At 61.5% G+C, this 13882-nt stretch carries 10 protein-coding genes; 3 read left to right on the forward strand and 7 right to left on the reverse strand.

Going from position 1 to position 13882, the window contains the following annotated elements; genetic code table 11:
• Window positions 1-14: 14 nt before the first annotated feature.
• The 5 genes from ACLBW8_RS03600 to ACLBW8_RS03620 form a co-directional block, all read right to left on the reverse strand.
• Window positions 15-3188, reverse strand: coding sequence for a response regulator (locus ACLBW8_RS03600; RefSeq protein WP_447804595.1), 3174 nt, complete (start codon window positions 3186-3188; stop codon window positions 15-17).
• A gap of 83 nt (window positions 3189-3271) precedes the next feature.
• Complete coding sequence (locus ACLBW8_RS03605; RefSeq protein WP_053257031.1) at window positions 3272-4465, reverse strand: EAL domain-containing response regulator; 1194 nt, start codon at window positions 4463-4465, stop codon at window positions 3272-3274.
• Window positions 4452-7250, reverse strand: a complete 2799-nt coding sequence (locus ACLBW8_RS03610; RefSeq protein ID WP_447804596.1) for an ATP-binding protein — start codon at window positions 7248-7250, stop codon at window positions 4452-4454. Before ACLBW8_RS03610 ends, ACLBW8_RS03605 begins: the two co-directional genes overlap by 14 nt.
• Window positions 7251-7307: 57 nt before the next feature.
• On the reverse strand, window positions 7308-8288 hold the full coding sequence (locus ACLBW8_RS03615; RefSeq protein WP_064453118.1) for a fimbrial protein: 981 nt from the start codon (window positions 8286-8288) through the stop codon (window positions 7308-7310).
• A 23-nt stretch (window positions 8289-8311) separates the two neighbouring features.
• On the reverse strand, window positions 8312-8998 hold the full coding sequence (locus tag ACLBW8_RS03620; protein WP_447804597.1) for a fimbrial biogenesis chaperone: 687 nt from the start codon (window positions 8996-8998) through the stop codon (window positions 8312-8314).
• A 206-nt stretch (window positions 8999-9204) separates the two neighbouring features.
• On the opposite strand from ACLBW8_RS03620, the gene ACLBW8_RS03625 reads away from it, so the two are divergent.
• Window positions 9205-9726: a hypothetical protein gene (locus ACLBW8_RS03625; protein ID WP_064453116.1), complete on the forward strand. Its 522-nt coding sequence runs from the start codon at window positions 9205-9207 to the stop codon at window positions 9724-9726.
• Between the two features lie 7 nt (window positions 9727-9733).
• On the opposite strand, the gene ACLBW8_RS03630 is transcribed toward ACLBW8_RS03625, so the two are convergent.
• Complete coding sequence (locus ACLBW8_RS03630) at window positions 9734-10939, reverse strand: DUF1835 domain-containing protein (protein WP_447804598.1); 1206 nt, start codon at window positions 10937-10939, stop codon at window positions 9734-9736.
• A gap of 267 nt (window positions 10940-11206) precedes the next feature.
• Window positions 11207-12283 carry an aldo/keto reductase gene (locus ACLBW8_RS03635; protein WP_447804599.1) on the reverse strand — a complete coding sequence of 359 codons (1077 nt, stop codon included), beginning with the start codon at window positions 12281-12283 and terminating at the stop codon, window positions 11207-11209.
• Window positions 12284-12415: 132 nt separating this feature from the next.
• On the opposite strand from ACLBW8_RS03635, the gene ACLBW8_RS03640 reads away from it, so the two are divergent.
• A complete protein-coding gene (locus ACLBW8_RS03640; protein WP_064453113.1) occupies window positions 12416-13093 on the forward strand; it encodes an ABC transporter ATP-binding protein in 678 nt (225 codons plus the stop codon).
• The gene (locus ACLBW8_RS03645; protein ID WP_053257023.1) at window positions 13090-13881 is read left to right on the forward strand and encodes an ABC transporter permease; all 792 of its coding nucleotides are present in this window, start codon (window positions 13090-13092) and stop codon (window positions 13879-13881) included. Before ACLBW8_RS03640 ends, ACLBW8_RS03645 begins: the two co-directional genes overlap by 4 nt.
• The last annotated feature ends 1 nt before the right edge of the window (window position 13882 follow it).

Here is a 13882-nt window from a genome sequence, read left to right on the forward strand (position 1 = left end):
TCCGTAGTGCCAGTTCAAGTAAGTGAAGAGTGCCCGGGCTGGAGAGTCTCCAGAACGGCCGACAGACGCTGCATCACAGCCTTCACCTTGAGCTCAAGCGTAGTGTCGAGGCTGCCGCGGTTAAGCGCGCTTTCCAATTCGATGCAGGCCTGGGCCAGGCTCAGCGCCTGCACTGCGCCCAGGGCGCCCGCGGTCGAATGCAGCAATTGGCCGAGGCCGTGGGCATCACGCTGCGCCAGCGCCACGCCGATGCGCTGCAAGTCATGCTGCACGCTGCTGATGAACAGCGGGCGCATCTTGTCCGACAGCTGCACGCTGTCGTCGAATACCGCCGCGACGGGCTCGATCGGCGGCTTGACCTTGCACAGCTTGACCAACTGGCCGCGCAGGGTTTGCAGGCTCAAGGGTTTGACGATCCAGGCATTCATACCCACTGCCAGGCAACGCACGCCTTCCTCGCGCATCGCATTGGCGGTCACGCCGATAATCGGCAATTGCGGGTCATGCTCGCGCAAGGTCCTGGCCAGTTCATAGCCATTCATCAGCGGCATATTCACGTCGGTCAGCACCAGGTCGAAGGCCTGCGGTTGCCACAGTTGCAGCGCCTGTTCGCCGTTGGCAGCCAGGCTCACCGAGCAACCGAGCGCTTCCAGCTGTTCCTTGATGATCGCCTGGTTGACCGGGTTGTCCTCGGCCACCAGGATGCGCAGCCCCAACTGCCCGGCGCTTTGGGGGCGTGCTGCCGCAGGTTGCTCATGCTTGCCGTGCTGCGCCAGTGATACGGTGGCGGCGATGCTGCGTATGTCGTGCAGATCCACCACCCAGCCTTGCGCCGTGTGCAGCGGCGGGCTGTGGGCGCCCGGCAGGCAGAGCACACGTTGACCGGCCCATGGTTTGGCGGACTCGTTGGGCAACAGGTCCACCAGCACCGCCTGGCGGCTGTCCTTTTCATGACTGGTTGCTGCCAGAGCGGCCGCAATGCCCAGGCGGTTGAGCCAGTCACTCATCGACTGCGCCAATTCGCGCACCGGTGCCTGCACATACACCGGCGTCGGGCTCGGGTCGATCTGCGGCAGATTGGTCAGCGTGCCGCAACACCGTGGCAGGCGCATTTTCAGGGTAAAGCTGCTGCCCAGGCCTGGCTCGCTGACCACGCGGATTTCGCCGTCCATCATTTGCGCCAGCCACCGGCAAATCGGCAGGCCCAGCCCGGCGCCGCCTTCGCTCGCGGTGTCCGGTGCCTGGTAGAAAAGATCGAACAGCTTGGCTTGCTGCACCTCGGGAATGCCGACGCCGGAGTCGGTGACTTGCCATTCGAGGTCAACGTTGTCGGCATCAAACTCCATGACCCTGGCGCGGATCACCACGCGCCCGACATCCGTGAACTTGATGGCGTTGCTCACCAGGTTATTGAGGATCTGGCGGATGCGCATCGGGTCGCCCATCACGCAGTCCGGCAACTGCGGGTCGATGCAGCTGTACAGTTGCAAACCCTTGCGCTGGGCGGAGGCCGCGTAGGTGTGAAGGGTGTCTTCGAGCAGGTCCAGCGGGCAGAAATCCACGGCTTCTATCGCCATTTGCCCGGACTCGATTTTCGACACATCCAGCACATCGCTGATCAGTTGAAACAGCGTGCCGGACGAACGCTGGATGGTGTGCAGGTAGGTTTTCTGGTGCACGTCCAAGTCGGTGAGGCCGAGCAATTCCAGGGTGCCGAGTACGCCATACAGGGGGGTGCGGATTTCATGGCTCATGGTCGCCAGGAACAGTGTCTTGGCCTTGTTGGCCGCATCGGCGGCGTGGCGCGCTTCTTCCAGCGCCTGGGCATCTTCGATATGTCGGGTGATATCGTTGAACGCATACAGGCGTACGTTCTCGGCCTGATAGCGGGTCGACACAAAGCCGATTTGCAGGTGCCGGCCTTCGATTTCCAGGTGCGTCTCGCCACTTTCGGCGCTGTCGTGGGTACCGGCCATGGCTGCCACCAGGCGTGCGGTGCCCGGCCATTGTTGGGCACGCTGGTTTTCGATCAGCACTTTACCGTCGCTGCGCCGCACCACGCATAAGCCGGTGGGCGCGGTGTCGATGATCACGCGGCTGAACGCCACGCTTTCGGCAATGTGTTCGTGGGCCAGGCGCGCCGGGGTGATGACCTGGCGCCGATACCAGCGGCTGCCGGCCCAGCCCAGGCCAATCAGGCTGGCAAAGAGTAGGGCCAGGGTGCTCAGCGGCCACAACGCGGAGTGGAAGAAGTGCGAGTAGTTCAGGCCATAGACCGCGCTCCAGGGCTGGTCACCCGCTTGGGTTATCTTGAATTCGAAGCCATTCGCGGTGATGTGCATACCATCGCTGAGTGGCGCTCCGGTTTCTGGCCCGATCAACCGCGTGCCGTCGGGGGCAATCAGCGTGAAGCGATCAAACGCCGAGTGGTCGAGGGCGCGCTGCACATCGTCGGCCAGGGCCAGGTCGAGCAAGGTACCGATCACCACCTGGCTCTGGCCATCGAGTGGCAGGCCGATGTACGCCAGCAAGTGTTCGGGTTCAGGACCTGCCTGCCAATACACGCGATCCTGCTCCAGCGGTTGCGGCGTTTGCTCCAGGGTGTTTTGCACCGCGTTGACCACCGCCACCAGGTTGCCGGTTTCCTCGGTACTTTCCCGCCGCTGGTAACCCACGGATGGAATGGTGATGGTGTAGTTCGTCTGGCGATTGAGCAAAAAGGTCTGCGGCGCCTCGTACGGTGACGAGGACCAGAAGGCGCTGTAGTAGCTGGTCAGGTGCGCGCCTAGGGCAAAGATCTGCGGCCTGGCGGCGGCGCTGACTTGCTGCTCATCGAACTTGACGCTGAACGGCACTGAAAACGAATACTTCTGGCCTTCATAGAGCGTACGGCGGTTGTCGACCATGCGGCTTTTCAGGCTGACCTGAACATTGGTGGCACGCAGCAGTTCGGCCTGGATCCCCGGATGCGTCAGGCTCCTGAGGTACGACTCTTGCTCCTGCAGGTTTTCCATCAGCCGCGCGAAGTGAAAACGCGTAGCGCCGTAGCGCGTTTCGATCCCCCGTTGCAGTGACCAGTAATTGGTGAGGACCAGCAGCAACGCGATCCCAATCAGCACCATCAAGCCTTTGTTCAGGCGCAATGAGCTGCGGGTAAAGGCTTCGAGGATCGCGTTGTTGTGCTTCATCAGGGGTTTCCGCAGGCGCAGGATAAATCGGCACTGGATGGAGCTTACTCCTTACTATGGAACAGATAATCCGTGGCCACCAGCTAGTGAGATGTCGCGGGGCCATCATTGTTCAGTAATTGCTGAAATTGGTCCGAAGAGACCGCATGGGAAATCAGGAAACCCTGTACCTGGTTGCAGTCGATTTTGCGCAGCAGGGCTAATTGCTGGGGTGTCTCCACGCCTTCGGCGACCACGGTCAGGCCGAGTTTGCGGCCCAGCGCGATGATGCTCGCCAATGCCTGGGCGATGCCTTCGTTGTCGTGACTGCCCTGGACCAGCGCCTGGTCGATCTTGAGCTCGGTAAACGGCGTGGACACCAGGTTCAGGTACGAGCTGTAGCCCTTGCCGAAATCATCTTGGGACAGGCCGAAGCCCTTGATGCGCAGGCGGCACGCACCGGCATAGAAATTACTGATGTCCTGCGGCACCGAGCATTCCATCAATTCGAAACAGATCATTCCCGGGATGCCATCGTGGTGCAGCACGAACTCCAGTAAACGGTCAGCCAGGTCGTGACTGTTGAGCAGGTGAGTGGGCAGGTTGATGGATACCGGGATTTCATAGCCGCGCTGGCGCCAATGCTCTTGGGCGTGGATGGCCTGTTTGAGCACTAGCCACAACAGGCGTTCCTCCAGTTCAAATGCCTTGATCGCCGGCAGGAACGCGGCAGGCAGCATCACGCCTTGCTCCGGGTGCATCCAGCGCACCAGGGCTTCGGCAGCGACGATTCGGCCGTTGGCCAAGGATTTTTTCGGTTGGAACCACGCCTGGAACTGGCCGCTGCTCATGGCCTGCACCAGCGTGTGACGGTCGATGTCCATGTGTTCGGGCAATTCGGGGGAGGGCTTGCGTACCTTGTTCCTGAGCTGTTCCACCAGGCTGCGCAAGGCATCGGCAGCGACCGGTTTGGAGATCAGCCCGATTACTTCTACGTCGAGGTTTTTCGCCACCAGGCTTGCCGCCATCAACATGCGCCGCGACGCCGCACTCATGATCGCCAGCGCCGGTTTGCAGCGCAGGCTGGCCAGGCACTGAATAAACTGCACGCCGTCCATGCCGGGCATCAGCAGGTCGGTCAGAACCAGGTCGAAATCGCGCTGGCGCAGTCGCTCCAGCGCTTCTTTGCCGTCTTCGGCGGTTTCGAGCATGAAATCCCCCAACTCACTGAGCAAGTGCTGCAGATAGATGTGCTGCAGGGGATGGTCCTCAACAATCAAAATACTAAGAGGCTTCATGAGTGTTCCGTGCATAAGGCGCCAGGGAGTTGAATAGAGCCCGCAACGCAAAGGGTTTGACCAGGCAGTGGTTCATGCCGGCGGCCAGGCACAGGTCGGCCTCGCCGCGCATGGCGTTGGCGGTGGCCCCGATAATCGGCAACGGTGAGCCCAGGCGGCGCAGTTCGCGCGCCAGTTCATAGCCGTTGATGTGGGGCATGTTCACATCTGTCAACACCACGTCGAAGTTGCCGGCGGTGTACAGCTGCAACGCTTCCTGACCATCGGCCGCCAGCTCCACGGTGCAGCCGAGTTCTTCGAGTTGGTCACGCAATATCAACTGGTTGATGATGTTGTCTTCAGCCACCAGCAGGTGCAGGTTGAGTTTATTCAGGTCGCGCTGGCGCGTTTGTTCATCGGCACGGGCCACCCACAACCCCTGCGCCTGGCTCACCGCCTGATGAATCGCACCCAGATGGTTGAGGTTGACGTGCCAGGCGCCGGCTTCGGCTTCCACGGCGGTACAGGTGTTGCTGCTCACGTGAATCACCGGCCCCGGCCACTCGGGCACCAGCAACGGGTCGACACTGCCGGGATGCACTTGCAGCAGCAGATGGTTGTCCGGCAGCGTCGGCAGGCCGGTCTGGGCCCGCGCGCCCCAGCGGCGCAACCAGCCGCTGACGGAATTCGCCAACTCCGGGATCGGCGAGGCCACGTAGATGGTCTCGGCCAGCAACGGGGTCATCGGTGTGGTGGGCGCTTCCTCCAGCGGCAGGATCAGGCTGAAGCTGCTGCCCAGGCCCAGCTCGCTGACCATACGGATATTGCCGTTCATCAATTCCGTAAGGCGCTGGCAGATCGGCAGGCCCAGGCCGGTGCCGGCGACTACGTTGGTGTTGCCTTCACTCTGGTAAAACGGCTCGAAAATCATCGCCTGGTCTTCCTGGGCGATGCCTTTGCCGGTGTCCGAGACTTGCCACAGCAGGCTGGAGCGTTCGCCGTCGCGGCCAAGCACTTTGACCCGCAGCACCACGCGCCCGTAGTCGGTGAATTTCACCGCATTGTTGAGCAGGTTGTTGAGAATCTGGCGGATGCGCGTCACGTCGCCGATCAGCCGTTCCGGCAACTTCGGGTCGAAGCAGGCATACAGTTGCAGGCCTTTGCCTTGGGCGGCTGCGGCATAGCCCTGGATGATTTCGTGCACCAGGTCCAGCGCTGAGAATTCGCTCAACTCGAGTGCCAGTTGCCCGGCCTCGATCTTCGACACATCCAGCACATCGCAGATCAATTGCAGCAAGGTCGAGGACGAGCCTTCGATGGCATGCAGGTAGTCTTTCTGTTGGCTGTCGAGTTGGGTGCGCGCCAGCAGTTCCAGGGTGCCCAGTACGCCATACAGCGGCGTGCGGATTTCATGGCTCATGGTCGCCAGGAATAACGTCTTTGCGGCGTTGGCGGCATCTGCCGAATGCCGCGCTTCTTCAAGCGCCGCCTCAACTTGCTTGCGCGCGCTGATATCGCTGAACGCGCAAAACAGCACGTCCTCGCCTTTATAGCGGGTCGGCGCACTGCTCAGGTACAGGTGGCGGCCGTCGATGGTTTCAAAGTAGTCACTGCGTTCGGACGGGCCGTTGGCAAAGGCTTGTTCGATCCAGCCGGCGCGCAACGCTTCGCGCTCCGGGCCGTTGCCCAGCCACTGCTGGGCCAGGGTGTTTTCCAGCACCACCTGGCCGTCGGTGCGGCGCAGTACGCAGAGGGCGACGGGCGCGGTCTGGATCACATCACGGCCGAATGCCTCGCTTTCGATCAGCGCCTGGATGCGATGGATCGAAGGAATGATGAAACGCTGGTCGACACGGCGCATCACCAACCCGATCAGCATCAGGCTGAACAGACAGAACAACAGCGAACCGAGCAGCTGTTTCCATAAACCGGTGACTACAGCGCGCAGGTCGATGGAGTACATCAGTTGCCACTCAGAAGACTTCAAGTGCTTGCGAATTACCAGGTGGTCGGGCAAGAGCCCGCTGCCGACAAAACCGAAGAAGCTCTCTTCGTCGGGCTTGAGGTGTTGCCGGCTCAGTGGGGTATCAGGGCTGTTGGTAAAGACCAGCATGCCTTGGGAGTTGAGCATCATGAACTCCCCGGCGCTCTGGTCGCTGAGGGTCGAGGACACCTCGCGGCTCTCCATCTCAAGGCCGAGCCAGCCGGAATTGGCATCGCGGTCGTCCAGGCGGATGAAGATGTACAGGTGCGAGTGGTGTTCGGTGTTGTCGCTCAGCCACAGCTCGTTGAGCGTGGCCGGGTCGCTGTGTTGCAGGGCCTTGAGGCGGTTGAGCATGCACTTGGAAATCGGCAATACCTGTGCGGTCGCGTCGTACAGCCGCGTCACCTGCGGGATGGGGTCGGGGCTCACATAGAGCAGGTTGAGTTGCTTGGCCTTGAGGTAGTCGCGCATGCGCGCGGTCAGCCAGATACTCCACTGGTTGCCGGGCGTATTGCCCAGCTCCAGGTGTTGTTCTTCCTGTGAGGAAGGGTAAAGCCTGGACTGCTTGCGCACCGCCGACAGGCTCAGGCTTTCAAGCAGGGCCTGGCGGTTGGTGAAAAAGGTATGGGCTTCGGCGATGGCGCTGCTCATGTAGCCGCGGCGCTGGGAAATGTCGTTATTGAAGGTGGACAGCAGAAAGGTATAGACCCCGCTCAGGATGCCGACGAGCAGCACGGTCGCAAAAATACGAAGCAGCCTTCTGGCTGCTTCGGGTCGGGAGAGGACGGGGTTGATCTGGAGCAGATAACTTTTCAATCGCATCGGCAGACTTTAAGCGCGGGCCGTTGCGCGCGGCATAAGACGATCCTTAAAAATCATCTACTTGTAATACATATCCACCACCACGGCGGCGTCGAACGCGCCGGGTTTTGGCAGGGTGCGCCATTTCAGGTCGGCGCGGAATTCATCGTGGCTCTGGCCCAGCCCCATCAGTTGCTGCAGGGTGAACCAATCGTTGAACGGCAATGGCTGCTCGCTCTCGGCGCGGGACAACGAGATGCCCACCGAATTGTTGTTATCCGGCACCAGCAAACCGTTGATCACGCTGCCGCCCCCCGATGTGCTGGCGAAGCGTGCGCTGACGGTGTAGGGCGTGTCGCAGCCCTTGCGCAGGTTCAAACTGAAGTTCGCGCTGCTGGCGACTTCACCGATCGACGCCTTGCGCGACGGTGTGGGGAATTTGACCACGTTGGGGGTGATGGTCAGTTCGGGGGTGCAAGGCACGAAGCGGATGCCGTTCATGCCGGTGACCACGTAGTTGAAGTTGCTGTTGGGCCTTGAGTTGAGCCCGCGCACGCCGTCCAGTTGGAATACACGGTACGAGGTCAATGTACTGGCTTGGCCACTCGGTGGCGTGGGGTCGTACTTCTCGATGAAGACACTGAAGTTGAGGGTAAAGCGCGCCTTGTCCCAACCGACGCAGTTGGAGGTGCAGCCCCGGTCGGAAAAGAACCCGGTGCCGACCTTGCCAGTGCTTTGGGTAATCGGCTGGTTGTTATAGCGAATGCCCACGCGAATGCCCGTGCCGATACTCACGCCGGCCGGGTTGACATAGAAATACACCTCTTCGCGGCCGACGCTGTAGTCGTCCTTGCAGATCACATTGGTCGAGCGTGGGCCCGACTCCCAGATAATACTGCCGTTGGGGGCATCGGCGGCGACGGCCAGCGCGGTGCCCAGCGCTTCCTGGGTGATGATCGAGCCGGTGCCGTCCTCACGGCAAGCCAGCGCATGGCTGGTGGCGGGCAGGGCCGCGCAGACCCACAGCAGTATTGGTAAGCAGCGTTTGGTGAGTGACATAGGTGTAAATACCCCGCGATCTATCACTTGAGAGCCGCGCTATGGCGGGCCTGCAAGCCGATATCGGTGATTTCGGTGAAATGGAGGGTGGTGCCCTTGGGCAAGGCGCTCGGTGCGGTCAGGGTTTTGCTCTCTTGAGGCTTGAGCAGCAGGTAATCACTGAGCGTCACGCTGTCGGTCTGTACGTTCACCAGCGACAGGTGAAACGCGCTGGGGTTGCGGACCGTTATGGTGTGCCCGTCCTTGCTGCTCCAGACCAACTGCTGCACCGCCTCGGCCGAGCCGCCCTTGAGCGTGCGCGGCCGATAGAACAGCTTGAGCCGTTGGCGAATTGCGAACTGCACGCTGTTGGGGTCTTCCGGCTTGAGCGGAATCTCCATGATGTTGAGCCAGAACAGCGATTCGCGATCGGTGGGCAAGCCTTCGCCGGCATACAGGATGCGCAGTGGGTGATGCTCCCCTGCGCCCAGTTGCACCAGCGGCTCGGTGGCGGCAAACGGCACCGCGCCGCCGGTTGAGTCGTCATCGCCGGTGATCCAGGTTTGCACCACCACCTCGCGCGACGCCTGGTTGAACACGTTGATGCTGGCAGCCTTGTCCTGGCCGAAATAGATCAAGCGCGTGCCTTCGATCTTCAGTGCCGCGCTGGCAGGCGGCGGCGCGAGGACCAGCAGCCCGCAGGCAATCAGCACCATTCTGAGTAAAAACATGAGCACAGACGAATTCCATGGAAGCGTAAGAGGACGCAGGCCATGGTAGGGGCGAGGTGATGCGAGGGCTTTCAGGCGATTCTTAAAAGTTGGCCGGTGCACCCGGTGACCGTTTCAGAATCGCCTTAAAGTCAGGTTTCCCGCTGACGGTTACCGTGTTCAGCGTTGAATGATCGACGCTGATGCCCAACTGTCAGGTTTACCCTATGTCCAATAAAGCGTTACGCCTTCTGATTGCTGATGCAGACTTGTTGCAACGGATCAAGATCGAGAAAATGCTCAACCAGCTGGGCTATCACCGTATCGCCCCCTTGAGTTCGTTCGAGGAGTTGCAGGCGTTGACGCGCTCAGGTTGCGTGGCGTTCGACTTGTTGATCATCAACACAGCGCTAGTGCGATCCAGGCAAGTCAACCTGTTGAAGTATTGCCATGACAACCCGCTGATTCGCCACACGCTGATCTATGACGGGCAATGCGCACAGAGTTCGGTGGTGTCGGTATCGGTGAGCCAGACGTTGCACCTGTCGCTGTCGCAGTCGCCGGACTTCAACTCGTTGCGCCGTTGCATGGAGATTGTCGACCCCGACCATAGCCTGCCGACCGTTGAGCGCCCGATACTGCGCGCCGTCGACAGCCGGACGCAGCCACCCTCGGTGGCACCGCGGGCGATCCCTTTGGGCGACCCGGCGGTGGTGGCGTGCGCCGTCGGGTTATCGCCCAAGCGGTAAACTGGGGTCAGTCACGCCAGACGGGGTGGCAATCGCTGCCTAAAGTCCAATGCGGTTGGCCGGGCTTGAGGCACACACCACCGACCCAGCGCTCATGGCTGGCGTGGTCCAGCCAATAGGCATCACCGTCCAGAACCCGACCGCCCAAAGGCGTCAACACCAGCTCGCGGCGTGGCCATTCGCGGTCGGTTTCGGTTTCGATCAGCAAGGGGTTCGGCCCATCGATTAATGGCCGCAGCAGGGCATGGAACATCATGTCGCCCAGGAACGGCAGCGGCTCGCGTTTGGCCATCAGCTCGGCGAATACCCTGCCGAAGGGCACCGGTCCAACCTCGGCGATGTACCTTAGCGACAGGCGCTCGGTGAGTGACAGGCCATCCAGAATACCTGGCAACTCCTGTAACTGGCGCAGTAGCGCTGGCGCGAGAAAGGGCAGCGACGCATGCGTGTTGTGCGCCAGTTCCGCGAGCTTGACCGGTGAGCTGTCGCAGTAAGCCGCCCAGGCCTGCTGGGCCAACTGCACTGCCGCATCATTGATCACCCGTCGCTGCGGCCATAGCCACGCCAGGACATCGGGTGCCAACTGGCCGATGCCGATAAAGCGCTCGACCCCGGGAATACGGTCGACCTCAATCAGCTCCAGCCTGGGTGGTGCCTGCTCAAGACCGGCCAGCGCGCGGATCAGAAACAGCTGATCGTAGGCATCCGCCTCGCACCACAGCACGCTGTGGTCGGCGCTGGCCAAGGCGTCCAGTTGGTTATATTCATCGTCAACGCGGCGCGCGACATCAGCGCAGTCCAGCGCAAAGGCCTGGCTGATAAAGGCACTGCGCAGGGCGCGGAAATCTTCGCTGGGCAGGTCGCGAACCGGCCCCATGCACAACGGGTCGGTGAGCATCCGGAACTGGCCTTTGAACCCCGCCAGTTGCAGGCTGTGGGCAATGTCACTGCAACAGCGCCAGTGGGTGGTGCGGGCTTCATCGCAGGCATCGAACGTTGGGTGGCGGGCGGCGAAATCGAGGGCGTCGACATGGGCCTTGAGCTTGGGCCAGCTGCTGAAACCGAGCTGTCTGGCAACCTGCCATTGGGCCTGCGACAAGGTGGAACTGGGGTCCTGGTTTTTCAGCTGCGGCAATAGCTCCTTGGCGCGCTTGCGCTGCTGCTCAAGGTTGATACGGCCGTGATGGGTCGAGGATGCGGGGCGTGGCGACATACGATCTCCTTGTACAAACCTTTTCCGCTTTAAGGTTGGGAGTCGTAGAAATGAGGTAGTGCTTGAGTATCTTGGGCGCAGCCCTTTCCGCGGAAGGTGGCGTAGAGAGCGCCAGGCGGGAAATATAGGCAGGATTGCTGTTCAGTGCAATTCAAAACTGTGGGAGCGGGCTTGCCCGCGATTGCGCAGTGTCAGTCACCAGATTCACTAGCTGATCCACCGCTATCGCGGGCAAGCGCGCTCCCACATTGGGATTTGCGTGAGCGTTTACTTATCTTTTCTGGCATCCATGGTCTTTTGATGTTCCGCCAGGAAGGGCTGCTCCGCTGGATCAAAGCGATCAATCCCAGCGGTGAATCGATGCCAGTACGGATACAACGGCTGTCGGCGCGTGACCGCCTCGATGCGCGAAGACTGTGCCTCGGTAAGTTTCAGTTCAGTCGCCGCCAGGTTGTCGCGCAGGTGCGCTTCGGTGCGGGCGCCGATGATCAGCGAGGTGATCCCCGGGCGATCCTTGAGCCAGGCCAGGCAAGTGCGCGCCACCGACACACCCAGCTCATCGCCCACGGCGGCAAGGGTCTCGATGATATCCAGCGCACGCTCCGGGTCATGCACATAGGGTTCCGGCCAGTCGCTGCCCTGGCGGGTGTTGGCCGGCGGCTTGTGCCCGCGCCGGGTCGAGCCGGTCAGCAGGCCTTCGCCCATCGGGCCCCACACCAGGGTGCCGATGGACTGGTCCAGCGCCATCGGCAGCAATTCGTACTCGGCTTCGCGAGATTCCGGGGTGTAGTAAATCTGCTGGGTAATGGGTTTGAGCATGCCATGCAGCTCGGCTTTGCCCAGGGTTTTCATCATCTGCCAGGCGGTGAAGTTGCTGGTGCCGAAGTAGCGGATTTTCCCGGAGCCCACTAACAGGCGCAGTGCTTCGAGGGTTTCCTCGATGGGCGTCACGCCGTCCCAGTTATGCAGCTGGTAGAGGTCGATATGATCGGTGCCCAGCCGCTTCAGACTGGCTTCGCAGGCGCGGATCAGGTGGTAGCGCGATGAGCCGGAGTTGTTCGGGTTCTTGTCCACGGGGCTGCGGCCTTTGGTGGCCAGCAGGATGTCGTGACGTTTGTCACCCAAGGCTTTACCGACGACTTCCTCGGCCAGGCCGTGGGAATACAGGTCGGCGGTGTCGACCATATTCACCCCGGCGTCAAACGCGATGTCGAACATGCGCTTGGCCAGGGGCACGTCCACCGCGCCGCATTTTGCAAACTCGGCACGCCCCCCAAACGGTACGGTGCCGAGGATGATTTCGGATACCAGCAGGCCCGAATGGCCCAGTTGACGGTATTGCATGTCGCCTCCTGTTTTACGTTGCACGTGAACGTGTGAACGACAGGGGTGGCGATAGTTTGAATTTTTTCATGAAATCTTCCTGCGCGTGCCTCACCATTGCACCCAACACGGTTTAAGAGGAACCCCGCGTTCATGAGCGCACTGATAGAAACCCGCGGCCTTACGCGCAGGGACGAGCGCCGCCAAGTGGCGTTGCTGCAACCGACGGACTTTTGCTTGAACCGCGCCGACCGCGTGTCCATCACCGGCTCCTCGGGTTCCGGTAAAAGCGTGTTCCTGCGTGCGCTGGCATTGCTGGATGCGCCGACCCGCGGGCAGGTCCTGTGGAACGGCCAGCCCATCGCCGACGCGCAGATTCCCCACTATCGCAGCCACATCAGCTACCTCTCACAACGCCCCGCGCTGATCGAGGGCACGGTGGAAGACAACCTGCGTTTCCCCTTCAGCCTCAAGACGTTGCGCAAGCGCAGCTTTGATCTGGCGGCGGTCACCACACTGCTGGGGCACGCCGGTAAAACACCGGACTTCCTGGCCAAGATTGCCGGTGACTTGTCAGGCGGTGAGTCCCAGGTGGTCTCACTGATTCGGACCTTGCAACTGAACCCCGAAGTGCTGTTGCTGGACGAACCGACTGCCGCACTCGACCCGACATCCTCGCGTGATGTCGAAGCGCTGATCACCGCCTGGTATGCCGCCGATAACGCCCGCGCCTATATCTGGGTGTCCCACGACCTGGACCAGGCCCAGCGCATGAGCGCCATCCACCTGCACATGAATGCCGGTGCCCTGAGTGGAGCGGCCCAACCATGAACTATCAAAACCTCACCGCGCTGGACATGGGCATTGCCGCCTCGCTGATCCTGATCAACGGCGCGCTGTCATTGCTGTTGCGCCTGGGCCTCGGTCGCCAATTGCTCTGGGCGGCGGTGCGCACGGTGGTGCAACTGTTGGCCATCGGTTACTTGCTGGGTTGGGTATTCGAGTTCGCGTACTGGTATGTGGTGCTGCCACTGATGTGTGCGATGACCTTGATTGCCGGGCTGTCGGCGGCGGGGCGTGGGCGCAGGACCTATCGCGGGCAGCGGGTCGACAGCATCCTCTCGGTGTGGGGCAGTTCCTGGCTGGTGACGGCGGTGGGTTTGTTTGCGGTGATCCGGATCCACCCGTGGTACGAGCCGCAATATGCGATCCCGATTTTGGGGATGATCCTCGGCAATACCCTGACCGGTGTGTCCTTGGGGATCGAGCGCATGACTCAGGAGCTGACCTCGGGGCGCAACACCATCGAGATGATCCTGGCCCTGGGCGGTTCGCGTTGGGAAGCGGCGCAGGAAGCCATCCGCCAGGCGGTGCGCGCCGGGATGATCCCGACGCTGAACCAGATGACCGTGGTGGGCATCGTCAGCTTGCCGGGCATGATGACTGGCCAGGTGCTGGCGGGGGAGAGCCCGGTGGATGCGGTGCGCTACCAGATCGTCATCATGTTCTTGATCGCCGCGTCGTCGGCGCTGGGCACGGTCGGTGCGGTACTGCTCACCTACCGGCGGCTGTTCTCCAGGAGCCACCGGTTTTTGCGCGACCGATTGGAAGAACGCTGAC

This window comes from Pseudomonas sp. M5A4_2d (genome assembly GCF_053345295.1).